At 74.0% G+C, this 26117-nt stretch carries 20 protein-coding genes; 8 read left to right on the top strand and 12 right to left on the bottom strand.

What is annotated here, in order from left to right:
* Together AC27L3_RS15645 and AC27L3_RS15640 are read right to left on the bottom strand one after the other, a co-directional pair.
* The coding region (locus AC27L3_RS15645) for a TerD family protein (protein ID WP_487234613.1) at window positions 1–729 on the bottom strand (729 nt) is incomplete at its 3' end.
* A gap of 176 nt (window positions 730–905) precedes the next feature.
* On the bottom strand, window positions 906–1502 hold the full coding sequence (locus tag AC27L3_RS15640; RefSeq protein WP_487234612.1) for a M48 metallopeptidase family protein: 597 nt from the start codon (window positions 1500–1502) through the stop codon (window positions 906–908).
* Between the two features lie 309 nt (window positions 1503–1811).
* Between AC27L3_RS15640 and AC27L3_RS15635 the strand changes: the two genes are divergently transcribed.
* Entirely contained in the window at window positions 1812–2960 is a 1149-nt protein-coding gene (locus AC27L3_RS15635) for a ThiF family adenylyltransferase (RefSeq protein ID WP_487234611.1), read from the top strand.
* Between the two features lie 42 nt (window positions 2961–3002).
* Window positions 3003–4367 carry an ABC1 kinase family protein gene (locus AC27L3_RS15630; protein WP_487234610.1) on the top strand — a complete coding sequence of 455 codons (1365 nt, stop codon included), beginning with the start codon at window positions 3003–3005 and terminating at the stop codon, window positions 4365–4367.
* Between the two features lie 8 nt (window positions 4368–4375).
* Here the strand turns inward: AC27L3_RS15630 and AC27L3_RS15625 are convergent, their stop codons facing one another.
* The 5 genes from AC27L3_RS15625 to AC27L3_RS15605 all read right to left on the bottom strand — a co-directional run bounded on the left by AC27L3_RS15625 (window position 4376) and on the right by AC27L3_RS15605 (window position 8129).
* Complete coding sequence (locus AC27L3_RS15625; RefSeq protein ID WP_365965336.1) at window positions 4376–4588, bottom strand: hypothetical protein; 213 nt, start codon at window positions 4586–4588, stop codon at window positions 4376–4378.
* A gap of 92 nt (window positions 4589–4680) precedes the next feature.
* A complete protein-coding gene (locus AC27L3_RS15620; protein ID WP_365965337.1) occupies window positions 4681–4989 on the bottom strand; it encodes a hypothetical protein in 309 nt (102 codons plus the stop codon).
* On the bottom strand, window positions 4986–5348 hold the full coding sequence (locus AC27L3_RS15615) for a WhiB family transcriptional regulator (RefSeq protein ID WP_344438215.1): 363 nt from the start codon (window positions 5346–5348) through the stop codon (window positions 4986–4988). Before AC27L3_RS15615 ends, AC27L3_RS15620 begins: the two co-directional genes overlap by 4 nt.
* A 132-nt stretch (window positions 5349–5480) precedes the next feature.
* The gene (locus AC27L3_RS15610) at window positions 5481–5774 is read right to left on the bottom strand and encodes a hypothetical protein (RefSeq protein WP_487234609.1); all 294 of its coding nucleotides are present in this window, start codon (window positions 5772–5774) and stop codon (window positions 5481–5483) included.
* Between the two features lie 141 nt (window positions 5775–5915).
* Complete coding sequence (locus AC27L3_RS15605) at window positions 5916–8129, bottom strand: ATP-dependent DNA helicase UvrD2 (protein ID WP_487234608.1); 2214 nt, start codon at window positions 8127–8129, stop codon at window positions 5916–5918.
* A gap of 197 nt (window positions 8130–8326) precedes the next feature.
* Between AC27L3_RS15605 and AC27L3_RS15600 the strand changes: the two genes are divergently transcribed.
* On the top strand, window positions 8327–8581 hold the full coding sequence (locus AC27L3_RS15600; RefSeq protein ID WP_365965340.1) for a mycoredoxin: 255 nt from the start codon (window positions 8327–8329) through the stop codon (window positions 8579–8581).
* Between the two features lie 20 nt (window positions 8582–8601).
* Here the strand turns inward: AC27L3_RS15600 and nudC are convergent, their stop codons facing one another.
* From nudC to AC27L3_RS15575, 5 genes are all read right to left on the bottom strand, one after another.
* Window positions 8602–9531: an NAD(+) diphosphatase gene (nudC, locus tag AC27L3_RS15595; protein WP_487234627.1), complete on the bottom strand. Its 930-nt coding sequence runs from the start codon at window positions 9529–9531 to the stop codon at window positions 8602–8604.
* A gap of 122 nt (window positions 9532–9653) precedes the next feature.
* Window positions 9654–11084 (bottom strand): dipeptidase, encoded by a 1431-nt coding sequence (locus AC27L3_RS15590; protein WP_487234607.1) that lies wholly within the window; start codon window positions 11082–11084, stop codon window positions 9654–9656.
* Window positions 11085–11130: 46 nt separating this feature from the next.
* The gene (locus AC27L3_RS15585; RefSeq protein ID WP_487234606.1) at window positions 11131–14331 is read right to left on the bottom strand and encodes an ATP-dependent helicase; all 3201 of its coding nucleotides are present in this window, start codon (window positions 14329–14331) and stop codon (window positions 11131–11133) included.
* Window positions 14332–14372: 41 nt separating this feature from the next.
* Entirely contained in the window at window positions 14373–17915 is a 3543-nt protein-coding gene (locus AC27L3_RS15580; protein ID WP_487234605.1) for an ATP-dependent helicase, read from the bottom strand.
* Between the two features lie 174 nt (window positions 17916–18089).
* The gene (locus AC27L3_RS15575) at window positions 18090–18407 is read right to left on the bottom strand and encodes an MGMT family protein (RefSeq protein WP_487234604.1); all 318 of its coding nucleotides are present in this window, start codon (window positions 18405–18407) and stop codon (window positions 18090–18092) included.
* 182 nt (window positions 18408–18589) lie between these two features.
* Between AC27L3_RS15575 and AC27L3_RS15570 the strand changes: the two genes are divergently transcribed.
* From AC27L3_RS15570 to AC27L3_RS15550, 5 genes are all read left to right on the top strand, one after another.
* Window positions 18590–21241 (top strand): lysylphosphatidylglycerol synthase transmembrane domain-containing protein, encoded by a 2652-nt coding sequence (locus AC27L3_RS15570; RefSeq protein ID WP_487234603.1) that lies wholly within the window; start codon window positions 18590–18592, stop codon window positions 21239–21241.
* Window positions 21242–21280: 39 nt separating this feature from the next.
* Window positions 21281–21667: a TOBE domain-containing protein gene (locus AC27L3_RS15565; protein ID WP_487234602.1), complete on the top strand. Its 387-nt coding sequence runs from the start codon at window positions 21281–21283 to the stop codon at window positions 21665–21667.
* 10 nt (window positions 21668–21677) lie between these two features.
* Window positions 21678–22409 (top strand): molybdate ABC transporter substrate-binding protein, encoded by a 732-nt coding sequence (gene modA, locus AC27L3_RS15560; RefSeq protein ID WP_487234601.1) that lies wholly within the window; start codon window positions 21678–21680, stop codon window positions 22407–22409.
* Window positions 22406–24373 carry an ABC transporter permease gene (locus AC27L3_RS15555; protein ID WP_487234600.1) on the top strand — a complete coding sequence of 656 codons (1968 nt, stop codon included), beginning with the start codon at window positions 22406–22408 and terminating at the stop codon, window positions 24371–24373. The genes modA and AC27L3_RS15555 overlap by 4 nt, the downstream gene beginning before the upstream one ends.
* Window positions 24374–24471: 98 nt before the next feature.
* Window positions 24472–26064, top strand: coding sequence for an alpha/beta hydrolase (locus AC27L3_RS15550; protein ID WP_487234599.1), 1593 nt, complete (start codon window positions 24472–24474; stop codon window positions 26062–26064).
* Window positions 26065–26117: the final 53 nt, after the last annotated feature.

Raw genomic sequence — 26117 nt, 5'->3', positions numbered from 1 at the left:
CCGATCTGTGCCGCCGGGCGGAGGAGTGCTTCCGGGCGGGGGCGCGAAGGCCGGGGCGGGCTGCGGGGCCGCCGCGGCCGGCTTGTGCGCCGGGTCGTGGGAGGCGGCCGGCGGCGCGAAGGCGGGCGGCGCGGGCGCGGTGGCCTGTGCCGGGGGCGCGAAGGCGGGCGCGGCCGGGGCCTGCGCCGGGGCGGACTCCTCCTCCAGGACCTCGCCGCCGAAGTTCCTCAGCAGCGCCTCCAGGCCGCCGTCGAAGCCCTGCCCGACGGCGGCGAAGCGCCACACGTCCTTCAGGTAGAGGTCCGCGAGCATCACCGCGCGCTCGGTGCTGAACTCCGCGCCGGTGAACGCGTACCGGGCCACCTCCACGCCGCCCGCGACCAGGCGCAGGTAGCCCGGGCCGATCTGCCCCATCTGCCCGTCGCCGTCGAGCGTGGCGGTGAAGGTCAGCTTGCGGATGTGGGAGGGGACGCGGTCGAGGGTGACGCGGAAGGACTCCGTGTCCCCGGCCTGCGGGCCGAGCAGCTGGACGGCCTCCTCGGGGGAGGCGGGTTGGTTGAAGAAGACGAAGTACCGGTCGTCCGAGAGCCGCTCGTCGGCGTCGAGACCGAAGCAGCTGATGTCGAAGGTCAGACCGGGGCCGGCGACCTGCACTCCCACGTACAGATCGGTGCCCGCCGTCAGGTCACTGACCCTGGCCTTGTGGCCGCGCTGGAATTCCCTGGACATGCGTGACGACCGTCCCCCATCCGTACCGTGCGAAGGCGTTGCCGCGGACGCCCTGCTGGCGCGTCGCGTTGCGCCAGGCTAACCGCTGCCGGCGACAGCCCGTGATCCCGGGGCGATTCCGGTACGGGACGGCTGCATACCGTTACACGGCGACGGGCGGTTCGCCGCCTCGCGCCCTATTCGCCGCGGGCGGCGGGCAGGTGCGGCAGCCGGTCGGCGGCGACCACGCCTTCGAGGTAACCGCGGGCGCGCTCGGTGCGGGGGTACGCCTCCAGCAGCCGCCAGAAGTCGGCGCCGTGGCCGGGCACGAGCAGGTGGGCCAGCTCGTGCAGCAGGACGTAGTCCACGACGTACTCGGGCATGCCCTGCAGGCGGTGCGAGAGGCGGATGCTGCCCTCGGCGGGGGTGCACGAGCCCCAGCGGGTGTTCTGATTGGTGACCCAGCGCACGCTCGCCGGCCGCGCCCGCCCGTCCAGGTACTGCTCGGACAGGCGCCGGGCGCGCTCGGGCAGCTCGCCGTCGCCCAGCATCCGCCGGCTCTCCTGCGCGGCGAGCTTGTCCAGCATCACCGACACCCAGCGCCGCTCCTCCGCCTCCGACATGCGGGCGGGGATGAGGACGATGGTGCGGTCGCCCTCGCGGTAGGCGGAGACCGTCCTGCGGCGGCGTGCGCTCCGTCGGACCTCGACCGGACCGGTCTGTGCCGCCCGCGTGAGCGGGCTCGGGGCACTGCGCGGCGGCCTCGGGGCGCTGTTCAGGGGGTCGACGGGCACGCCCCGACGTTACCCGCTGGCGGCGCGGGAAGTCCCGCCCCCGGGTCGGTTGTCGGGGAACCACCCGCAGGGCGCACGGCTTGTATGACTATCCCCCCTGCCCTGTGGACAACTCCGGGCGGGCCCGCGCCGCCGTCGGCATGCTGGGGTCCGGACGAGGGGGAGACCATGCAGCAACGCGAACGCGAAGCGGGACGGCAAGCGGCACAGCAAACGGCACAGCAAGAGGCGCAGCAAACAGCACAGCAAGCGGAACAACACACGGCACAGCAGGCAGCACGGCAAGCGGCGGCGCTCGGGCCGCATCCGATGCTCAAGCCCGCGCTGCGCCGGGCCTGGCGCAACCGGGACACGGTGCAGTTCGGGGTGGCCCCCGCGCACGCGGTGGTGGTGGGGCCGGTGGACACCGCGACGGGCTGCTTCATGGGCCTGCTCGACGGGACGCGCGGCCTGGAGCTGCTGCGGGAGGAGGCCCGGGGCATGGGGCTGCCGGAGGGCCGGGCCGACGACCTGGTGGCGCGGCTGTCCGCGGCCGGGCTGATCGACGACCCGCGGGGCGGCGGCGCGGGGGCCGCGGCGCTGCGGAGCCGGGGCGGGGGCCTGGAGCGGCTGCGCCCGGACCTGGCGTCGCTGTCGGTGCTCCACCCCGGGCCGGGGGCGGCGCTACGGGTGCTGGCGGCCCGCCAGGAGACGCGGGTGCGGGTGCGCGGGGCGGGCAGGGTGGGCGCGGCCGTTGCGGCGCTGCTGTCCGCTTCGGGGGTGGGTCGCGTCGAGGTGCAGGACGGGGGCCGTGTCGAGCCGTGGGACGTGGCGCCGGGCGGGGTGGGGCCCGAGCGCACGGGCGAGCGGCGGGACATCGCCGCCCGGCGCGTGGTGCAGCAGGCGGTGCCGGTGCCGCCGCCGCGGGCGCGGGCGGCCGGGGCCTCCTGGGTCCGGGAGGATCAGGAGACGGAGCCGGCACCGGCCCTGGTGATCCTCGCCCCGCGCGACGGGCTCGCGGCCTACGCCCCGGATCCCGCGGCCGCGCAGGACCTTCTCGCCCTGGGCACCCCGCACCTGTACGCGGGGGTACTGGAGGCCACCGGCGTGGTGGGGCCGCTGGTGCTGCCGGGGCGGTCGGCCTGCGCGGGCTGCGTGGAGCTGACCCGGGCCGACCGGGACCCGGCCTGGCCCCGGATGCTCGCCCAGTGGCGGTCGGGGCGCGCCGCGGGGGTACCGTCTTGCGACATGGCACTGGCCACGGTCGTGGCGGGGCTGACCGTGGCGCGGGCGCTGGCCTTCCTCGACGGTGGGCCCGTCGCAAGCGCGGGGGTACGGCTGGAGCTGGCGCTGCCGGGGCCCACCTGGGACCCGCGCCCCGTCGAGCCGCATCCGCGGTGCCTGTGTGGAGCGGCGGACTTCGCGCCTGCGGAGAACGCCGGGGCCGCGTCGGGCCCGCACGGGACAATGACCCGGTAACCGCCGTCCGCGGCGTGGCTGTTCAGCTAGTTGGAGGGGCGCATGTCTGATCTACCCCGCAAGGCGGTCACCCGTACCGTCAAGTTGGCCGCGTTGCCGCTGGGGTTCGCAGGGCGCACGGCGCTCGGGCTGGGGAAGCGCATCGGCGGCCGGCCGGCGGAGATGATCGCCGCGGAGCTGCAGCAGCGCACGGCCGAACAGCTCTTCGCGACGCTCGGGCAGCTCAAGGGGGGTGCCATGAAGCTCGGTCAGGCGCTGTCCGTCTTCGAATCGGCCCTTCCGGAGCAGGTCGCCGGGCCCTATCGGGCGGCGCTGACCAAGCTTCAGGAAGCGGCGCCACCGATGCCGGTGAAGTCGGTGCACGCCGCCCTGGCGGACCGGCTGGGCGAGGACTGGCGGGATCTGTTCGAGGAGTTCGAGGACAAGCCGGCCGCGGCGGCCTCCATCGGGCAGGTGCACCGGGCGGTCTGGCACGACGGGCGCGAGGTCGCGGTCAAGGTGCAGTATCCGGGCGCGGGCGAGGCCCTGCTGTCGGACCTGACCCAACTGGGCAGATTCGCCAAGCTGCTGGGTCCGCTGGTGCCGGGCATGGACATCAAGCCGCTGATCACGGAGCTGCGCGACCGGGTCTCGGAGGAGCTGGACTACGGGCTGGAGGCGCGGGCGCAGGGCGAGCACGCCCGTGAGTTCGCGGGCGATGCCGACGTGGCGGTGCCCGATGTGGTGCACCACGGCGATCAGGTGCTGGTCACCGAGTGGCTGGAGGGGGTGCCGCTGTCCGAGGTGATAGCGCACGGCACCCGGGAGCAGCGCGACCGCGCCGGTCAGTTGCTGGCCCGTTTCCTGTTCTCCGGCGTGGCCCGCACGGGCCTGCTGCACGCGGACCCGCACCCGGGCAACTTCCGGCTGCTGACCGAGGGCTCCCCCGACGGCCCGCCGGAGAAGTGGCAGCTGGGCGTGCTGGACTTCGGCACGGTCGACCGGCTGCCGCGCGGGCTGCCGGTGGAGATAGGGGCGGCCCTGCGGCTGGCGCTGGAGGGCGACGCCGCCGCGGTGCACGAGCTGCTGCGGTCCGAGGGGTTCGTCAAGCCGGAGATCGAGCTGGACCCGAAGGCGGTGCTGGACTATCTGGTGCCCATCATCGAGCCGGCCCAGGTGGAGGAGTTCACCTTCACACGTGACTGGCTGCGCTCGCAGGCGGCCCGCATCGCCGACCCCCGCTCCCCCGCCTATCAGCTGGCGCGGCAGCTCAACCTGCCGCCGTCGTATCTGCTGATCCACCGGGTGACGATGAGCACGATAGGGGTGCTCTGCCAGTTGGGCGCGACCGTCCGGCTCCGGGAGGAGATGGAGGCATGGGTGCCCGGCTTCGCGCCGAGCGCCCGCAGCCGGGACACCTCCGCCTGACCGGGCCCTCACCACCAGGCGGAGTCCAGGCGGCCCTCGATGGCCCGGATGTTGGCCCGGGCACAGGCGTCGCAGAAGTACTGCCGGCTGCCGTTCTCCACGGAGCAGGTCCAGGTGGGGGGCGGGGTGCCACCGGGGGCCGGGGTTCCGCAGCGGGCACAGGTGACCGGCTCGGCGGGCTCGGGGCCCAACTGCACGGGTTCATGCGTCTTGGAGGCCACGCCCCCGACGATAGCCCCGCGAGCGGGCGGGGTGCGGGTGGCGCACCCAACGCGGCGCGGGGCCGGTCCGTTCGGACCGGCCCCGCGGGCGCTCACTGCATGACGGCCATGGCCAGCGCGCGACGGGCGCGCAGCGAGGCGCGCTCGGCACGGCGCTGCATGCGCCGGGCGGCGGCCAGGCGCACGGCCCTGCGTTGGGACTCGGCCTCGCGCAGCCTGTCGTGCACATGAGCCCTGGCCAGGGCTTCTGGGATGAGTTGCATGGCGTGGTTCCTGTTCTGGCGATGCTCGGTGGCGGTCTCGTGGGAGACGAAGGGCTCGGGGGTCGGGCGCTGCATGGTCGGGTCCTGCTTCTTGGGGTCGTGCGTCGAGGGGCGGTCGATGGTGCCTGCGGTGATCATGCGGCGACCGGGTTCTTGCGCGGGCGGCCGCGGGGACGCTTGCGGGCGACGACCACACCCTGGACGAACAGCTCGCCACCCCAGACGCCCCAGGGCTCGCGGCGGTCCTTGGCGCCGGCGAGGCAGGCGGCGCGCAGCGGGCAGGTCTGGCACAGGGACTTGGCGTACTCGACGTCGGCCGGCGACTCGGCGAAGAAGACCTCGGGGTCGTAGGAGCGGCACGGGACCGGCACGCCGAGGTTCTCGATGGCCTCGTCGAGGTCCGTCAGGGTGGTCAGGGCGGTCAAGGAGTCCTCCGTGGGGACGGGCGGGGGGATCAAGTCGGTGGCTACGGACGGGGTGTGCGCCTTGAGTTGCACGGTGTGTGATTCCTCGTCTGTTGTTCCGGCGGGTGGCCGGAGTGGTGTCCCCCGGCTTGGGGGCAAAGCGAAGGGCCGCGGATCCCGGTGTGGGTTCCGCGGCCCTGGAAGGTGCCGACCTGATCGCGCCGATCAGGCTGGATCTCTCCAGGGTTCGAGCCCACGGAAGGCCCACGTCTTGGGAAGGTGCTGCTGCTGGACGGTGACCGCCTCGGCGCCATTGGCCGCCGGCGCAAAGGCATAGGCCGGAGCCTGTGCCTGTGCTGCTGCCATGACCTCGGACGCCTTGGTCGGTCGCTCTTCGATGAGGACGATCCGACCGGCACCGGACAGACCGGTGCCCTGGACGGAGCCGAAGCCGGAGCCGAGCATGGCGGAGCCGATACGCCGATCGGTCATTTTGTCGAAGCTGTTGAAGCTGATCATTTTCTCCGCCTCCTCTCGGCGTCTCGGGGACCGCTGCGAGCGGTCGTCTTCGGTTGAGTGCAGCAGGAACCCGGCGGATCCGTAAAGGACCCGTCGTTTCCCTGCTCGGAAGGCTATGGGCACTGCCTCCGCGGGCGCAAACTATTTTTCCGGAGATTCTTCGGAGGTGTCCTGGGACACATCCGAAGAGGGCTCCGTGCCTGCGCACAGGGCGAGGACGTCGGACCCGAACCGGTCGAGCTTTCGTCCTCCGACACCTGAGATGCACGCCAGCTCCGATTCGGTTCCCGGAACGGCCTCGGCAATCGCGAGCAGCGTCTTGTCGGTGAAGACGCAGAACGCGGGCTGGCCCAGCAGCCGGGCCTGCTCGGCCCGCCAGTCGCGCAGCCGCTCGTAGAGCGCCTCGTCGAGCTCCGAGGGGCAGTCCTCGCAGCGCATCAGCTTGATCTCCCCGGCGTCGGTCAGCGTCCGCCCGCAGACCCGGCAGCGCGCGTGACCGCGCTTGCGCCGCACTCCGCGCTCGATGCCGCCCCGCCCGGGGGCGGGGGCGGCGTGCCCGGCGCGGGCCGCGGTGGTGCCGGGCCGCAGCCCGGCCAGGAAGCGGGTGGGGCGCCGGGACGGGCGCCCGCCGGGGGCCCGGGACAGCGCCCAGGACAGGGTCAGGTGGACCCGGGCGCGGGTGACGCCGACATAGAGGAGGCGGCGCTCCTCCTCCACCTGCTCGTCCGTCTTGGCGTAGGTGATGGGGAGCATGCCCTCGGTGAGGCCCACCAGGAAGACGGCGTCCCACTCCAGGCCCTTGGCGGCGTGCAGGGAGGCGAGGGTGACGCCCTCGACGGTGGGGGCGTGCTGGGCGGCGGCCCGCTCGTCCAGCTCGGCGACCAGGTCGGCGAGGGTGGCGGTGGGGCGGGCGCGGGCGAAGTCCTCGGCGAGGCGCACGAGGGCGGCCAGGGATTCCCAGCGGTCGCGGACGGCTCCGGAGCCGGCGGGGGCCTGGGGCGTCCAGCCGCGGGTGCCGAGCACGGCACGCACCTGCGCGGGCAGGTCCTCGGCGTCGGCGAGCTGGGCGTCGCCGTGGCCGCCGGCGCGGGCGGCGCCGCGCAGCAGCAGGCCGGCCTCGCGGACCTCGGGCCGCTCGAAGAACCGCTCGGCGCCGCGCAGCTGGTAGGGCACCCCGGCGTCGGCCAGGGCCTGCTCGTAGACCTCGGACTGGGCGTTGATCCGGTACAGGACGGCGATCTCGCTGGCGGGGACGCCGGAGGCGATCAGCTCGCGCACCCGGCGGGCGGTGCCCTCGGCCTCGGCGGGCTCGTCGGCGTACTCGGCGTAGGCCGGCTCGGGACCGGGGCCGCGCTGGGAGACCAGCTCCAGGCGGTGCTCGGCGGCCCGGCCGCGGGCCTGGGAGAGCAGCCCGTTGGCGAGGTGGACGACCTGGGGGGTGGAGCGGTAGTCCCGGACGAGCTTGATCACCGTGGCGTGGGGGTGCCGGGTGCGGAAGTTCAGCAGGTGGTCGGGGGTGGCACCGGTGAAGGAGTAGATGGTCTGGCTGGCGTCGCCGACCACGCACAGGGTGTCGCGCTCCCCCAGCCACAGCTCCAGCAGCCGCTGCTGCAGGGGGCTGACGTCCTGGTACTCGTCGACGACGAAGTGCTGGTACTGCCGGCGCACGGTCTCGGCGATGTCGTGGCGGTCCTGCAGGACGCCGACGGTCAGCAGCAGCACGTCCTCGAAGTCGATCACGCCGCGCTCGCGCTTGAGCTGCTCGTACATGCCGTAGACGCGGGCGATCTCGGCGGTGTCGCGGGGCGCCTCGCGGCCCGCCTTGGCGGCGGCGGCCGGGTAGTCCTCGGGGACGGTCTGGGTGACCTTGGCCCATTCGATCTCGGCGGTGACGTCGCGCAGCTCGTTGCGGTCGAGGCGGATGCGGCAGCGGGCGGCGGCCTCGGCGACCACCTGGACCTTGCGGTCCAGCAGCCGGGGCATCTCCCCGCCGACGGCCTTGGGCCAGAAGTACTGCAGCTGGCGCAGGGCGGCGGAGTGGAACGTACGGGCCTGGACGCCGCCGGCGCCCAGCTGCCGCAGCCGGCCGCGCATCTCCCCGGCAGCCCGGTTGGTGAAGGTGACGGCGAGCACACTGGCGGGCTGCAGGATCCCCGAGCGCACGCCGTAGGCGATGCGGTGGGTGATGGCCCGGGTCTTGCCGGTGCCGGCACCGGCGAGGACGCACACCGGCCCGCTCAGGGCGGTGGCCACCTCGCGCTGCTCGGGGTCGAGCCCGTCGAGCACCGCGTCGGCCGTCTCCGGCACCTGGGGGAAGCCCTGGGAGAAGAGGGGGGAGTGCGTTGCTGCTGTCACCCCGCCATGCTGCCAGGTCCACCGGGGCGAGCGGGAATGTTGTCCACAGGGGTGACCCACCGGTCGTACAAGTCGGGACGTGCTGTGCGCCACTGCGGCGGGGCGACGGGAATGCGCCATCGTCGGTCCGCGTTGACCGTCCGGAAACACCAGGTTGCTCCCTCGGAGCAGCACCGATCAGAAGGAGCGCGGGTCGCATGTCGAACGCCGTGACGATGTACAGCACCACCTGGTGCGGCTACTGCCGCCGGCTGAAGAGCCAGATGGAGCGCGAGGGCATCGCCTACAACGAGGTCAACATCGAGCTCGACGCCGACTCGGCGGCGTTCGTCGAGAAGGCGAACGGCGGGAACCAGACGGTCCCCACCGTTCTCTTCGCGGACGGCTCCACGCTCACCAACCCCTCCCTCGCCCAGGTCAAGGCCAAGATCGGCAGCCTCAGCGGGGTCTGAGCAGGCTCTGCGGCAGGGGTCTACGGCAGGGGCTCGCCGTACCAGAGCTCGATCAGCCGGGCCGCGATCGAGATGCCGGTGGGAGGCAGCACCTCCCCGGACTCGAACGCGGCCCGCAGCTCGTCGCGGGAGAACCAGCGCGCCTCGTGGATCTCCTCGCCGTCGACCTGGATGTCGCAGGAGGTGGCGCTGGCCATGAAGCCCAGCATGAGGCTGGAGGGGAAGGGCCAGGGCTGGCTGGCGACGTACTCGACGTCGCCGACGCTCACGCCGGCCTCCTCCGCCACCTCGCGGCGCACGGCCTGCTCGATGGACTCCCCCGGCTCCACGAAGCCCGCCAGGGTCGAGAAGCGGCCCTCGGGCCAGTGCATCTGCCGGCCGAGCAGGGCCCGGTCCTGCTCGTCGGTCACGAGCATGATCACGGCGGGGTCGGTGCGCGGGTAGTGCTCGGCGCCGCAGGCCGGGCAGCGGCGGACGTGGCCGGCCGCGGCGATGACGGTGCGCTCGCCGCAGCGCGAGCAGAAGCGGTGCAGGCGCTGCCAGTTCTCCAGGGCCACCGCGTGCACCAGCAGCCCGGCGTCGCGGGGGGAGAGCAGCAGCCCGGCCTCGCGCAGCCCGGCGGGGCGCGCGGACTGGTCGATGCGCCCGGGCAGGCTGTCCTTCTGGACGGCGAAGTAGGCGACGCCGTCGGCGTCCTGGCCCAGGAAGTAGCGGTGGGTCTCGGTGACGGGCGCCTCGAAGGCGGGCGTCATGACCAGCTCGGTACGGCCGTCGGGGGTGTCGTCGACGAGCGCCTGACCGCCGGAGACCACGAAGACCCGGGTGGTGGGGTGGCTCCAGGCGGCGGAGAGCCAGGCTTCGTCGAGCCGGTGGTGGGCGGCTCTGTCGATGCCGCTCGCGCCGCTGAGCGTGATGGGCCGGGTGCTTGTGAGATCGGTCCAGTCGGTCATGGTCACGGCTGCTTCCAACTCCCCCTCTTGACGGTGGTCGTGCTGCTGCGGCTGGTGCCGCGGTACGGGCCGGTGGCCGGGCCGGCGCCGGTGGCGTGTGGTGCGGCGGGCGGCGTGCGCGGCTAGGCGCGGGAGGCCGGCCCGCCGGCGTAGGTGGCGGCGAGGTCGGCCCACAGGTGGGCGGCGCTCTCGGCGCCCTTCAGGAGCAGGTCCAGCTCGACCTTCTCGTTCGGGGCGTGCCAGCCGTCGGAGGGCACCGAGATGCCGAGGAAGAGCACCGGGGCGCCCAGGACGTCCTGCAGGTCGGCGGCGGGGCCGGAGCCGCCCTCGCGCGTGAAGCGGATCTCCTGCCCGAAGGCGCGGCCCATGGCGCGGGCGAGCGAGGTCAGGGCCGGGTGGTCCAGGGGCGTCAGGCATGGGCGGGTGGACCCGGTGAAGGTGATCTCGTGGCGGATGCCCGCGGGGAGCCGGTCGGCCACCCACTGGCGCAGGGTGTCCTGGATGCGCTCGGCGTCCTGGCCGGCGACGAGCCGGAAGGACAGCTTCAGCTGGGCGCTCGACGGGACGATGGTCTTGCCGCCGGGGCCCTGGTAGCCGCCGCCGATGCCGTTGACCTCGGCGGTGGGGCGGGCCCAGATGCGCTCCAGGGTGCTGTAGCCGCTCTCGCCGAGGGTGCCGTGCGAGTGGGCGGCGCCCAGCCAGCGCTTCTCGTCGAAGGGCAGCTCGGCGATCAGCTCGCGCTCGCGGTCGGTGAGCTCGACGATGCCGTCGTAGAAGCCGGGGAGGGTGACGCGGCGGTCCTCGTCGTGCAGGGCGGCGGCCAGCCGGGCGGCCTCGGTGGCGGGGTTGGGCACCGCGCCGCCGAAGGAGCCGGAGTGGATGTCCTGGTCGGGGCCGTACAGGTCGATCTGGCACTCGGCCAGGCCGCGCATGCCCGTGCAGACGGTGGGGGTGTCCTCGGACCACATGCCGGTGTCCGAGACGATCACCACGTCGCAGGCGAGGCGGTCGCGGTGGGCGTGCAGGAGGGCGGGGAAGTTCGGGGAGCCGGACTCCTCCTCGCCCTCGATCAGCAGCTTGAGGTTGACGGCGGGCGCGGTGCGGCCGGTGGCGGCCAGGTGGGCCCGCACGCCGAGGGCGTGGAAGAAGACCTGGCCCTTGTCGTCGGCGGCGCCGCGGGCGTAGAGGCGGTTGCCGACGGTGGTGGGCTCGAAGGGGTCGGTGTGCCAGCCGTCCTCGCGGGCGGCGGGCTGCACGTCGTGGTGCCCGTAGACCAGGACGGTGGGGGCGGCGGCGTCGCCGCAGGGCCACTCCGCGTAGACGGCGGGGGCGCCGGGGGCCCCGGGCGTGCCCGTCTCCCATACCTCGGCAACGGGGAAGCCGGTCTCGGTGAGCTTGTCCGCGAGCCACTGCGCGCTGCGGCGTACGTCCGGGGCGTGGGCCGGGTCGGCCGAGACGGAGGGAATGCGCAACCACTCGGCCAGGTCCTGGAGGAAGGCGGCGCGGTGCTCGGCGAGGTACGCGCGGACGACGGTGTCCGGGGTGTTGCTCATGCATCGAGCCTATCGGGAGCCGCGGACCGGCTCGGAGCGGGTTTCCTCACACTTCCTCCCCCAGGATGATCTTTTCGAGGCCGGCGCGGTCGGGCAGGCCCGGCGGGTGGACGGTCAGGCCGTCGCGTACGTGGACGAAGGCGGCGCCGACGGATTCCAGCGGTATGCCGTGCTGCTCGGCCCAGGCCACGCGGTAGACGGCGAGCTGGAGGGGGTCGGCGTCGCTCTGGCGGCTCGTCTTCCAGTCGACGATCTCGTAGTGGTACCCGCCGTCCGGGGCGGGGGTGCGGTAGACGGCGTCGATGCGGCCGCGGATGGCCCGGCCGGCCAGCGTGATCTGGACGGGCGCCTCGACGCGGTAGGGGGTGCGGTGGGCGTACGGGGTGCGGCGGAATGCCTCCTTCAGCTCGGCCAGGTCGCGCTCGTCGGCGATGCGGGGATCGTCGTCCTCGCCGCCGGGCAGCTCGTCGGGGCCGAGCAGGGGCAGCGGCAGCGCCTCGAAGCGCGACTCGACCCAGGCGTGGAAGCGCGTGCCGCGGCGGGCCGCCGGCTGCGGGCGCCGGGGCATCGGGCGGGCCAGGTCGCGGGCGAAGCCGTCGGGGTCGGCGGCCAGGCGCACGACCTGGGAGGCGGTCAGGGCGGCCGGCAGCTCGACCTCGCGCACGGTGGCGCGGGCACGGCGCAGCTCGCCGACGAGGGCGTCGAGGTCGCGGTCCCAGGAGGCGACGGCGCGGGCCTCCTCGGGAAGCAGCTCGTCCTCCTCCGCCTGCTGCGCCCCGGTGCCCTCGGCGGCGAGGTGGTCCAGGACGGCGCGGGCGGCCGCGCGGCGGCGGGCGAGGGAGGCGGCGTCCAGGGGCAGGGGCCAGGAGTGCTCGCGCTCGTCCTCGGCCAGGGCGGGGTTCTCCTCGCCCTCCTCCGGGGCCGGGGCCCACGCCTCGATCTCGCCGTGGCCCGCCTCGCAGTGCTCGCGCAGGGCCTCCAGGAAGACGGACGGGCCGCGGGGCCGGCGCTGGCTGGGGCCCCACCAGTGGCCGGAGGCCAGCAGGAGGGAGCGGGGGCGGGTGAAGGTGACGTAGCCGAGGCGGAGCTCCTCGGTGTGCTGGTGCTCCTTCATCGCCTCCTTGAACGCGCTCATGCCCTTGGCGTCCCAGCCGGCCAGCTCCGGGAGGGTGGCGGCGTCGCCGCGCAGGGGATGCGGCAGCACCTTGGGCTGGGCCGTCCACGCCTCGCGGCCCTGCTCGCTCGGGAAGCTCTTGGCCACCAGACCGGGGACGGCCACGACGTCCCACTCCAGGCCCTTGGACTTGTGCGCGGTCAGGATCTTGACGGTGTCCTCGCCGCCGGGCAGGGACCCGTCGAGCCCCTTGTCGTACTGGGCGGCAGTGCGCAGGAACCCCAGGAAGGCGGACAGGGTCGCCTCCCCGTCGAGGGCGGCGAACCCGGCGGCCACGTCCAGGAAGCGGGTGAGGGTCTCGCGGCGGCGGGCGGCCAGGGCGTGCGGGGAGGCGGAGAGCTCGACCTCCAGGCCGGTGGTCGCCAGGACGCGGTGCAGGACGTCCATGAGCGGGTCGGCCAGGCTGCGGCGCAGGTCGCGCAGCTCGGCCGCCAGCCGGGCGAAGCGGACGGCGGCCTCCTTGGAGAAGGGCAGGCCGTCGTCGGGCGCGGTGGTCAGGAAGGTGTCGAGGGCGTCGGCCAGCGAGACGGTCTCGGTGGGGTCGGTGCCCTCGACGGCCTCGGCCAGCCGCCGCCCGGGATCGGTGCCCGTGCCCGCGTACGGGACGAGGGTGCGGGCGCGGCGGCCGAGCAGGGCGAGGTCGCGGGGACCGATGCGCCAGCGGGGGCCGGTCAGGAGGCGGACGAGGGCGGCGTTGGCCGTGGGGTCGTCCAGGACCTCGCACACGGCGACCAGGTCGGCGATCTCGGGCAGGTGCAGCAGCCCGGACAGCCCGACGACCTCGACGGGGACGTCGCGCTCGACGAGGGCGGCCTGGATGCCGGCGAAATCCGTGGCCGTACGGCACAGGACGGCGATCTGCCCGGGCGGGGTGCCGGTGCGCACCAGGTGGGCGAGGGAATCGGCCAGCCAGTCGAGCTCCTCGGCGTGCGTGGGCAGCAGGGCGCAGCGCACGAGGCCGTCGCGCTCGGCGCCGGGGGCCGGGCGCAGGGCCTCCACGCCCTCGTGCCGGGCGCGCAGGGGCGCGGCGAGGCCGTTGGCGAGCTCCAGGAGGCGGCCGCCGCTGCGCCGGTTCTCGCTGAGGGCCTGGCGGCGGGCGGGGGTGCCGTCGGCGTGCGGGAAGTGGCGGGGGAAGTCGTCGAGGTTGGCGACGGAGGCGCCGCGCCAGCCGTAGATGGCCTGGCAGGGGTCGCCGACGGCGGTGACGGCGTGGCCGCTGCCGGCGCCGAACAGGCCGGCCAGGAGCAGGCGCTGGGCGACGGAGGTGTCCTGGTACTCGTCGAGGAGGACGACGGCGTACTGCTCGCGCAGGATGCGGCCGACCTCCGGCCGGGTGCCCGCGAGCTCGGCGGCCAGCGCGATCTGGTCGCCGAAGTCGAGCAGATCGCGGGAGCGCTTCTCGCGGCGGTACTGCTCGACGAGCCCGAGGAGCTCCCCGCGGGCGCGGGCGGCCTCCGGGATCTTGCGCAGGTCGGCGTTGGTCAGCCGGACCCCGTCCAGCTCCCGCAGCAGACCCTGGTCGAACGCGCGCAGGCGGGCGGGGGTGACCAGATGCTCCGCCAGCTCGCCGTCGAGCGCGAGGAGGTCGGCCACGAGGTCGGCGAACGAGCGGGTCAGGGCCGGGTGCGGGCCCGGGGAGGAGCGCAGCACGCGGGCGGCCAGCTGGAAGCGGGTGGCGTCCGCGAGGAGCCGGGCGCTCGGCTCCAGACCGATGCGCAGGCCGTGCTCCTTCAGCAGCTGACCTGCGAACGCGTGGTACGTCGAGATGCGCGGCTCGCCGTCGGCCTCCTCCGGCACCGCACCGGCCGCGGCCAGGGCCTTGCGGACACGCTCCGCCAGCTCGCCCGCGGCCTTGTTGGTGAACGTCAGGCCGAGCACCTGCTCGGGAGCCACCTGCCCGGTGCCCACGAGCCACACCACACGGGCCGCCATGACCGTGGTCTTGCCGGAACCCGCACCGGCCACGATCACCTGCGGGGCGAGCGGCGCGGTGATGCAGGCCGTCTGCTCCGGGGTGAACGGAATGCCGAGGAGCTCCTTGAGCTCCTCGGGATCGGTCAGGCGCGGGGTCACGCCGGGAACGCTACCGGGGGCCACTGACATCACGCCCTGCCCTACTCGACCACGTGACGGCCCTCGGGCCGGGCACTGCACGAGGCACGGAAGGTGCAGTGGGTGCAGTGCTGGCCGGGGCGGGGGGCGAAGCGTTCCTCGAGCACGCGGCCGGCGGCCTCCGCGAGGAGGGAGCCGATCCACTCGCCGTCCGGGGCGTCCTGCGCCTGGACCTTGGGCAGGGCGTCGCCGCCGTCCTTTTTGGCCGCACCCTGGCGCAGGTGGACGAGCTCGGCGCCGCCCGGCTCCGGGCGGCGGCCGTCGAAGACGTCGTCCACGGCACCCTCGGCGACGGCACGCTGGTAGACGGCGAGCTGGGGGTGGACGGCGACCTCCTTGGCGGTCGGCGCGTTCTTGCCGGTCTTGAAGTCCACGACATAGGCGCGGCCGTGGTCGTCGCGTTCGACGCGGTCCATGGAGCCGCGCACGCGCACGAGGTACTGCTCGGCCTTGAGGGTCACGTCGAAGGGGTGCTCGGTGGCGACCGGGTACCGGCCGCGTTCCATCACGTGCCAGCGCAGGAAACGCTCCAGGGCGGCGCGGGCCGTCTCCTTCTCCTGCTGCGACTTCCACGGCGCGTCGAAGGCCAGGGCGTCCCACACGCCGTCGAGGCGCTCCATCAGCACGGCCAGGTCCGCGGGCGTACGGCCGGAGGCGACCTCGTCGGCCAGGACGTGGACGACGTTGCCGAAGCCCTGCGCCGCCGTGGCCGGGGCGTCCGCCTTGACCTCCCGGCCCAGGAACCACTGCAGCGAACAGCCCGTACCGGTCAGCTGGCCGACGGCCGACGGCGACAGGGCCACCGGCCGCTCGGGATCGCGCAGCGGGGTCTCGTTGTGCGTCGTCTCGTGCAGCCCCCACCAGCGGTAGGGATGGGCGGCGGGTACGAGCGGCTGGCCGTCCTCGTCCCGCAGCGCGGCCAAGGCGGCCAGGCGGCGGGCCGCGGCGGCGCGCAGCGCCGGGGTCGCCGCCGGATCCACGGTCGTCGCGCGCAACTCGGCCACCAGCGCGGCCACGGCCAGCGGCCGGCGCGGACGGTGCGCTATGGCCACGGGCTCGACGCCCAGCTCGGCCAGGAACCGCGACGGCTGATCGCCGTCCTCCGCGGCCGCCTGCACGGCGGTGACGACCAGCCGCTCGCGGGCACGGGTCGCCGCCACGTAGAACAGGCGGCGCTCCTCCGCGAGCAGGGCACCCGCGGGCAGCGGCTCGGCGAGACCGTCCCGCCCGATGCGGTCGGCCTCCAGCAGGGAACCGCGGCGGCGCAGGTCCGGCCACAGCCCCTCCTGCACACCGGCGACGACGACCAGCCGCCACTGCAGACCCTTGGAACGGTGCGCGGTCATCAGACGTACGGCGTCCGGACGCACCGGACGGCGCGTGAGGGTGTCGGCGGCGATGTCCTGGGCCTCGACCTCGTCGAGGAAACCGAGGGCACCGAGCCCGCCGGTGCGCTCCTCCGCGCGGGCGGCCGTCTCGAACAGCGCGCAGACCGCGTCGAGATCACGGTCGGCGTTGCGGCCCGCGGGACCGCCGCGGTGCGCCGCCCGCTGCAGACGGGAGGGCCACGGCGTGCCGTCCCACAACGCCCACAGGGCGTCCTCGGCGGTACCGCCGCGCACCAGGATCGCGCGCGCGTCCCGCAGCAACCCGCCCAGGCGCTGGGCGGCGCGCGCGTACGCCGGGTCGTGCGCGACGAGGCGCTCGGGCTCGGCGAGCGCCCGCGCAATGAGCTCGTCCGACGGCCTCGGAGCGACCTCCCCGGCAGCCCGCTCCTCCTCCCGCAAGGCCCGCCCGAGCCGCCGCAGATCGGCGGCGTCCATGCCGCCGAGGGGCGACGTCAGCAACGCGATGGCCGTCTCGGCGCCCAGCCACCCCGGAGCCTCCGGCTCGGGGGCGCCCCCGACGACGGCCCCCTCGGCGGCCACGGACGCGTCGGCGCCCCCGGGCACCGCGGGGGACCCCGCGGTCCCGGCAGACCCGGCCGCCGCAGGAGACCCGGCAGCCCCGGCGGCCTCGGCCACCGCGGGGAACCCGCCGGACCCGGCGGACCCGGCCGCCGCAGGAGAACCGGCAGCCCCGGCGGCCTCGGCCTCCACAGAGGGCCCCGACGGGCTCATGCCGTCCGCCACCCCCGCCGCCTCCGCGGCCTCCGCGGCCCCCGCCGCGTCCCGTAGGGCCGCTTCCGCGGCCACGCGGAGGGCTGTCAGCAGGGGGGCCACCGCCGGTTCGTGGCGCAGGGGGATGTCGTCGCCGTCGACCTCCACCGGGACGCCTGCCGCGGTCAGGGCGCGGCGGAGGGTGGGGATCGAGCGGGTGCCGGCGCGGACGAGGACGGCCATGTCCTGCCAGGGGACGCCGTCCTCCAGGTGGGCGCGGCGCAGGATGTCGGCGATGTTGTCGGTCTCGGCGCCGGCCGTCGGGTAGGTGTACGTCTCCACGCGGCCGCCGTCGCGGACGGCCGTCAGGTCGCGGTGGGCGCGTACCGCGTCGGCGGGCAGGCGGGTCAGCGGCATGCGGCGGGTGAGCAGCCGGGTGGCCTGGAGGAGGTTCGCGGCGGAGCGGCGGCAGGTGGTGAGGACGGCCACGGGGGCGGGGGTGCCGTCGGCGGTGGGGAAGGCGTGCGGGAAGTCGAGGATGCCGCCGACGTCGGCGCCGCGGAAGGCGTAGATGGACTGGTCGGGGTCGCCGAGGGCGACCAGGGTGCGGCCGCCGCCGGCGAGGGCGTGCAGGAGGCGGTTCTGGGCGGCGTCGGTGTCCTGGTACTCGTCGACGAAGACGGCGTCGTAGCGGCGGGCGAGGTCGGCGGCGACGTCGTCGCGTTCGGCGAGGAGGACGGCCCGGTGGACGAGCTCGGCGTAGTCGAGGACGCCGCGGGCGTCGAGGACGTCGAGGTACTCGGCGAGGAAGGCGGCGGCGGCGCGCCAGTCGGGGCGCCCGGTGCGGTGGGCGAAGGCGCCGAGGTCTCCGGGGCCGAGGCCGAGCTCGCGGGTGCGGGCGAGGACGGCGCGCATCTCGTCGGCGAAGCCGCGGGTGGTCAGGCAGGCGCGCAGTTCGTCGGGCCAGCGCACGCGGCCGCGGCCCTCGCGGCCGAGGGCGAGCTCGCCCTCCAGCAGCTCGCGGACCATGACGTCCTGTTCCGGGCCGGACAGCAGGCGCAGGGGTTCGGCGAACGTCTCGGCGTCCTGGTGGGCGCGCACGAGGGCGTAGCAGTAGGAGTGGAAGGTGGTGGCCTGGGGGCCGAGCGTGCCGCCGAGGCGGGCGGCGATGCGGTCGCGGACGTCGACGGCGGCCTTGCGGCTGAAGGTGAGGACGAGGATCCGCTCGGGGTCGGTGCCGCGCCGCACCCGTGCGGCGACGGCCTCGACGAGGGTGGTGGTCTTGCCGGTGCCGGGGCCGGCGAGGACCAGCAGGGGGCCCCGCTCGTGGTCAACCACCGCGCGCTGGGCCGCGTCCGGCTCAAGGGGGGCCGCGGGGCCCGGCCGGGTGCGCACCAGGCGGTACGCGCCCGGGGCGGGCTGGGGCGACGAGGTGGAGGAGCTCACGTGTGGTGCCGGTCCTGGTGGGTCTGGTGTGTCGGGAGGGGTCCGGTGCGCAGGGCGGTCACCGACGCTACGCCAGGAGCGACCCGGGACGCAGGGCGTCCCGCGGGGCGCCGTCCGGCGGCCGGTGGCTCATCCCTTCGGGTTACTGGGGAAACACCGCGGCCGTGGTCCCGGTCACGTGTCGTGCGTCACACCGTCCCAGCGGGCCGTGGCCATGGCCACGCGCGGGGGGTCGCCCGCGCGCAGCGGGGTGCCCTCGGCGCGGTAGTGCTCCAGGGCCCGCCGTTCGTGGCCGGGCAGCAGCCGGCCGTCCGCGCGCACGACGCGCCACCAGGGCACGGCGCCGCCGTAGAGGGCCATGACGCGGCCGACCTGCCGGGGTCCGCCGTCGCCGAGCCATTCCGCGACGTCGCCGTAGGTCATCACCTTGCCGGGCGGGATGCGCTCGGCGAGCGACAGGACCCGCTCGGCGTACTCCGGAAGCTCGCTCATCCGGTCCATACTGCCGCAGGCCGCCGACAGTGCCGGTGGGGGCCGGAAGCAGCCCTCCGCAAGATCACCCAGAGTGCACCTCGGCACCACAGGGCGTACGATCTCCACTCCGCGCCCCCGAAATGCACCCTGATACCCCCTTGCCCGGCCGGGTCGTGCCACCATCTTCCGGGCGGTGACTGGTGATACGAGACCGAGACGAGACGGACGACGAGCAGGGCGCGCAGCCTCATGACGGGGCGCGCGCCCGTCGAGTGCTGTCCTGGGACAAGGACTGCGCCAAGGACGGGGAGGGCCGTATCGACAAGGTCTCCGGCGACGAGCCGCTGCTGCCCGCCCGGGTCCACCGTCCCGCGGACCTGGTGCGGCTGTTCCTGGGCATCCTCGGGATCGCCCTGGTGCTCGCCCTCGCGGCCTTCGCCCACTCGACCACCCAGGGAGTGGCGCAGGACATCCGGCAGAGCACGGGCACGGTGCCCGAGCTGCTGGCGAACTTCGCCGGCCTGACGGCGAACATCGCGGTCTTCATCGTCCCGGTGGCCTTCGCCGTCGAGCGCCTGGTCAAACGCGACGGCCTGCGCATCGCCGACGGCGTGCTGGCCGCCGTGCTCGCGCACGGCGTGTCGCTGGCCACCGCCCTGTGGGTGGCCGAGGCGGCCCCGGCCGCGATCCGTGACGCGCTCACCCAGCGCGCGCCCAGCGGCGGCGTGACCGACCCGGTGCACGGCTACCTGGCGCCCGTGATCGCCTACATGACCGCCGTCGGCATGTCCCGCCGGCCCCGCTGGCGGGTGGCCATGTGGGCCGTCCTGCTGCTCGACTCCTTCGCGGTGCTGGTCAACGGCTACACCACGCCGTTCTCCATCGCCGTCACCGTCCTGATCGGCTGGACGGTGGCGTACGGCACCCTGTACGCCGTCGGCTCCCCCAACGTGCGCCCCACCGGCCGGCACCTGCTGGCCGGGCTGCGGCGCGTCGGCTTCCGCCCCGAGAGCGCCCTGCGCGCGGAGGACACCGCCGCGGACGAGGCCCACCCCGACCGCGGCCGCCGCTACATCGTCACCCTGGAGGACGGCCCGCCCCTCGACGTCACCGTCGTCGACCGCGAGCAGCAGGCCCAGGGCTTCTTCTACCGCGTCTGGCAGCGCCTCGCGCTGCGCGAGACGATCCAGCGCCGCAGCCTGCTCTCCCTGCGCCAGGCCCTCGAACAGGAGGCGCTGCTCGCCTACGCCGCCATCGCGGCCGGCGCCAACGCCCCCAAGCTGATCGCCACCTCCGAGCTCGGCCCGGACGCGGTGATGCTCGTCTACGAGCACACCGGCGGCCGTCCCCTGGACACCGTGCCGGACGACAAGATCACCGATGAGCTGCTCACCTCCGCCTGGCGCCAGCTGCGGTCCCTGCAGTCGCGCCGCATCGCGCACCGCAGGCTCGACGGCGACGCCCTCCTGGTGGATCGTTCCGGCAATGTCGTCCTGACCGACCTGCGCTCCGGCGAGATCGCCGCCGGCGACCTCGTGCTGCGCATGGACGTCGCCCAGCTCCTGGTCACCCTGGGCCTGCGCGTGGGCGCCGAACGGGCGGTCGCCACCGGAGTGGCGGTCCTGGGCCCCGACGCCATCGCCGACAGCCTGCCCCTGCTGCAGCCCCTGGCCCTCACCCGCATCAGCCGCGCCACGCTGCGCCAGCTGGCCCGCGAGCGCTCCGAACGCGAGCGCGAGCGCGTCCTGAAGGCGGCGAAGGAGGCCCGCGAGCCGGAGAGCCGCAAGGCCCTCAAGGCCGAGCGGCACGCCGAGAAGAAGGCCCTGGAGGAGGCGCTGGAGGAGGCCCGCGAGGAGGATCTGCTGGCGCACATCCGCCGCCAGGTGCTCCTCGTCCGCCCCCAGGCCCCCATAGAGCCGGTACGCCTGGAGCGCATCAAGCCCCGCACGCTGATCAGCTTCGTGGCGGGCGCGATCGCCGCGTACTTCCTGCTCTCGCAGCTCACCCACATCAAGTTCGGCGACCTCGTCGACAAGGCCAACTGGGGCTGGGTCGCGGTCGCCGTGGCCTTCCAGGCGCTGACCTACGTGGCCGCCGCGATGAGCCTGCTGGGCTTCGTGCCGGAGAAGCTGACCTTCGGCCGCACCGTGCTGGCCCAGGTCGCCGGCTCGTTCGTCAAGATCGTCGCCCCGGCCGCGGTCGGCGGCGTGGCCCTGAACACCCGCTTCCTGCAGCGTGCGGGCATCCGCCCGGGCCTGGCGGTCGCCAGCGTCGGTGCCTCCCAGCTGTTCGGCCTGGCCTGCCACATCATGCTGCTGCTGTCCTTCGGCTACATCACCGGCACCGAGCGCAGCGACTCCCTCGGCCCCTCCCGCACGGTGATCGGCGGCCTGCTGACCGCCGCCGTCCTGGTCCTGGTCGTGGCGGCGATCCCGGTGCTGCGCAAGTTCGTCTCCACCCGGGTGCGCTCGCTGTTCGCCGGCGTCGTCCCGCGCATGCTCGACGTCCTGCAGCGCCCGCAGAAGCTCTGCGTCGGCATCGGCGGCATGCTGCTGCTGACCGCCGCCAACGTCATGTGCCTGGACGCCTCGATCCGGGCCTTCGGCGGCGAGCTGAGCTACGCGAGCATCGCCGTGGTCTTCCTGACCGCCAACGCCCTGGGCTCGGCGGCCCCCACTCCCGGCGGCGTCGGCGCGGTCGAGTTCGCCCTCACCGGTGCCCTCACCTTCGCCGGCCTGCCGGCCGAGCAGGCAGCGCCCGCCGTCCTCCTCTTCCGCCTGATGACCCTGTGGCTGCCCGTCCTCCCCGGCTGGGCCTGCTTCACGCACCTGACACGTAAAGCCGCCATCTAGGCTTGCACCTGCAACCCCAAACCCCATACCGTGCCGCACATGCGGTCGTACACCATCGGGCAGGCAGCCCGCCTGCTCAGCGTCAGCCCCGACACCGTCCGACGCTGGGCGGATGCCGGCCGCATCCCCACCACCCGCGATGAAACGGGCAAGCGCCACATCTCCGGCAGGGACCTGGCGGCGTTCTCGGTCACCCTCACCGCCGCAGAGGACGAACCGGCGTACACCACGGCCCGCAACGCCTTCCCGGGCATCATCACCGCAGTCAAGCTCGGCGACGTGGCCGCACAGGTGGAGATCCAGGCGGGCCCGCACCGCCTGGTCTCGCTGCTGACCCGCGAGGCCGTCGAGGAGCTGGGGCTCGAGGTGGGCATGGAAGCGGTGGCCCGGGTGAAGGCCACCAACGTGCACATCGATCGCGCCTGACGGAGACCCGATGCACCGCACCCGCGCGGCCCTGACCGCAGCCCTGCTCATCACGCTGGCGGCCTGCAGCGCCAAAGAAGAGGAAACCAATGTCACAGTCCTGGCAGCGGCATCCCTGACGAACGTCTTCAAAGAAGCTCAAGCCACCTACGAAAAGAAGCACCCCGGCACGAAGCTCACGTTCTCCTTCGCCGGCTCCCAGGAACTGGCCGCCCAGGTACGCCAGGGCGTCCCGGCGGACGCCCTGGTGACGGCCGACACCAAGACGATGGACGGCCTCGAAGGCAGGACGACAACACCGGTCACCATCGCCAGGAACAAGCTGACGATCGTCACCACCCCGGGCAACCCCAAGAACATCCGCACCCTCGCGGACCTCGCCCGCCCGGACCTCAAGGTGGTCCTGGCGGCCCCGGAGGTCCCCGCGGGCCGCTACAGCAAGAAGATCCTCGACAACCAGCACATCACGGTGAAACCGGTGTCGCAGGAGGCCAATGTCCGCGCGGTCCTGAGCAAGGTCTCCATGAAGGAGGCCGATGCGGGCATCGTCTACGAAACGGATGCCAAGGTGGCCAAGGCAACTACGGTCGAAATCCCGACGCCCCAGAACGCGGTGGCGACCTACCCCGCGGCAACACTCAAGAACGCACAGCACACAAAAGAAGCCGACGACTTCATCAAGTGGCTGACGTCGGACGAGGCCCGGCAACTTCTGCGAAAAGCAGGCTTCGAGAAGCCATGAGGGCCCGCACCCCCCTGCCCCTCGCACTCCCCGCCGCCGTAGCGGTGGCGTTCCTGCTCATCCCCCTAGCGGGCATCCTGGCCCGTACGCCGTGGAGCACCCTGCCGTCCCGCCTGACGAGCGAGCCGGTCACCCAGGCACTGACGCTGAGCCTGAAGGTGTCCCTGACGGCACTGGCGCTCTCCCTCGTCCTCGGCGTCCCTCTCGCATGGATCCTGGCCAGGGGGACGTTCCGCGGCAAGGCGTTGATCCGCTCCCTGGTGATGCTGCCCATGGTGCTGCCCCCCACGGTGGCGGGCGTGGCCCTGCTCCAGGGCTACGGCAGAAACGGCGTCCTGGGCGGCACCCTCGCACAACTGGGCGTCACCCTCCCCTTCTCGACCCCGGCAGCAGTAGTGGCCTCCACCTTCGTCTCGATGCCGTTCCTGGTGATCAGCATCGAAGGAGCGCTCAAGACCCTCCACCCCCGCTACGAGGAAACAGCCACGACCCTCGGCTCGTCACCGCTGCGCACCTTCCGCACGATCACCCTCCCGCTCATCGCCCCGGGCCTCCTGGCCGGTGCCGCGCTCTGCTGGGCAAGGGCACTGGGCGAGTTCGGCGCGACGATCACGTTCGCGGGCAACCTCCCCGGCACCACCCAAACCCTCCCCCTCCAGGTCTACTTGCTCCTCCAGGACGACCCCGAAGGAGCCACGGCCCTCTCCCTCCTCCTCCTGGCGACCGCGACAGCGGTCCTGCTCTCCCTGCGCGGCAACTGGCTGCAGACGCCGACGGGCCGGAGGGGGCGGGGCGGGGATGGCCCGGAGAGGGACGTAAAGCCATGTTTGCGGCCAAGTTCGGGGCACTCCGAGCAACACGGGGCAACGGCCGCGAACATGGCAGTCCCCGGAGGGTCGTCCCCGCCCCGCCCCCGACCCACCCCGCACGCGCACGCGCACCCGCACACCGACCCGCACCCCCTGCGTACCACCGTCACCGGCGCCGTCCACGCCACCCTCGACGCCCCCGCCGGCACGACCATCGCCGTCGTCGGCCCCAACGGCGCCGGCAAGACCACCCTCCTGCGCGCCCTCCTCGGCCTCACCACCCGCGCCACGGACGGCTCGACCACCCCGCCCCACCGCCGCCGCATCTCCTGGGTCCCCCAGGACGGCGCCCTCTTCCCGCACCTGACCGCCCTCGCCAACACGGCGTACGGCCTGCGCGCCCAGGGCGTACCGAAGCACCGGGCCCTCGCCGAGGCCCGGCACTGGCTGGACGCCCTGGCCGTCGGCGACCTGGCCCACCGCCGGCCCGCCCACCTCTCCGGCGGCCAGGCCCAGCGCGTGGCGCTCGCCCGCGCCCTCGCCGCCTGTCCCCGACTCCTGCTGCTCGACGAGCCGTTGGCGGCGCTCGACCAGTCGACCCGCGCCCACGTGCGCCACACCCTGCGCACGCACCTCGCCGACTTCCCCGGCGTGTGCCTGATCGTCACGCACGACCCCGTCGAGGCCGTCTCCCTCGCCGACCACGTCCTCGTCCTGGAGGACGGCCGTACGACCCAGTACGCACCGCCCGCCGAGCTGACGCGCCGCCCCCGCTCCCCGTGGACGGCCCGCATGCTGGGCCACAACGCGTGGCACGCCACGGCGGCACCCGACGGCACCCTGCACCTCCACGACGGCGGCACGCTCACCCCGGCCGACCCGCCCCCGCCGGGGACGACCGGCATCGCCCTGGTCGCCCCCGCCGCCGTGGCGCTGCACACGACGCACCCCTCCCCCGGGTCGCCCCGCAACGTCTGGCAGGGCACGATCCGCGAGCTGGCACCCCAGGGCAGCCGCGTCCGGGTCCTCGTACGAAGCGAGGCCGAAGTGATCGCCGAGATCACCCCGGCAGCGGTGGCCGACCTGTCCCTCAAGGAGGGCCGAACCGTCTGGATCACGACCAAAGCCACAGAAGTGAAGTTCATCGCCACGTAAACCGGCCACGTAAGCCGGCCGCGTAACCCGGCCCCGTAAACCAGCCACGTAACCCGTACGCCCCACCCCACAGGCGCACCCCCACCCCCGCGCCCAGGATGGACCCCGTGTCCAGATCCGCACGGGCGGCAGCCCTCCCCGCAGCCGCGCTCCTGCTCCTCACCGCGGCAACGGCGACGGGCTGCTCCGGCGGCGGACGCCCCGCCGCCGACGCGGCGACGACCGCACCGGCACCGTCCTCCGGCTCCGGCTCCGCCTCGGGCGCGGCCCCGACCCCCTTCTCCACCCAGAAGCTCGACTGGAAGAAGTGCCCGGCGCCCAGCCGCGCCGAGGACAGCAACGCGGCCGGCCGCCCGCCGGGCAACGACTGGGAGTGCGCGACGCTGCGCGCCCCGCTGGACTACGCCCATCCCGACAAGGACACGATCGGCATCGCGATGATCCGGGCCCGGGCCACCGACCAGGCCCACCGCATCGGTTCGCTGGTGTTCAACTTCGGCGGCCCGGGCGGCTCCGGCGTCACGACGCTACCGGCGTTCGCGGACGACTACAGCACCCTGCGCACCCGCTACGACCTGGTGTCGTTCGACCCGCGCGGCGTCGGCCGCAGCAGCGGGATCACATGCCTGTCCGACAAGGAACTCGACGCGTACTACGCGGCCGACGCCACCCCCACCACCCGGAGCCAGGAGAAGGAGCTCCAGGACCGCATCGCGGCGTACGCGGACGGCTGCCGCAAGCACTCCGGCAAGATCCTCCCCTACGTCGGCACGACGAACGCCGCCCGCGACATGGACCTGATGCGCCAGGTGCTCGGCGACGCGAAGCTGCACTACTTCGGCATCTCGTACGGCACCGAACTGGGCGGCGTCTACGCCCACTTGTTCCCGCACAACGTCGGTCGCGCCGTGCTCGACGCCGTCGTCGACCCGGCGAGCGACCCCGTGCAGAGCGCCCTCGCCCAGGCCGGCGGCTTCCAGCTGGCGCTCGGCAACTACATGACGGCGTGCGTGAAGACGTCCGACAACTGCCCGACGGAGCAGCAGATCACGGCCCTTCTCGACCGCCTGGAGAAGAAGCCGGTCCCGGGCGGCGAGGGCCGCGACCTCACGCAGTCCCTGGCCACCGGCGGCATCGCGCAGTCGCTGTACTCGAAGGACTTCTGGGACTACCTGACCGAGGGCGTGGAGGACGCCGAGAACGGCGACGGAAAGATCCTGCTGGCCCTCGGCGACACCATGAACGGCCGTGGCCAGGACGGCAAGTACAGCTCCCTGCAGGCTTCGCTCAACGCCGTCACGTGCGCCGACTTCGCCCAGCGCTACACCGTGGCGGACGTGCAGAAGAAGGCGGCCGAGTTCCGCAGGACCAGTCCCGTCTTCGGCGACTTCATGGCCTGGAGCCTGCTGCAGTGCACCGGCTGGCCCGCCAAGGGCGAGTGGCGGACGCCGGACGTCAGCGCCAAGGGCGCCGCGCCCATCCTCGTCGTGGGCAACACCGGTGACCCGGCGACTCCTTACGAGGGAGCGCACAAGATGGCGCAGGAGCTGGGCCAGGGCGTCGGAGTCGAGATGACGTACCGGGGAGAGGGGCACGGGGCGTACGACAGCGGCAATGCGTGCGTGAAGAGCACGGTTGACGCATACCTGCTGGAAGGTACTGTTCCGGCACCCGGGAAGGTGTGCTCATAGCACCCATAGCACTTCACACGGGTAAGACTGGTAACACATAAGACTGGTAACAC

This window comes from Streptomyces sp. PKA51 (genome assembly GCF_057552455.1).
The sequence above is the reverse complement of the archived record's forward strand: the minus strand, read 5'-3'. Positions and strand labels throughout refer to the sequence as shown.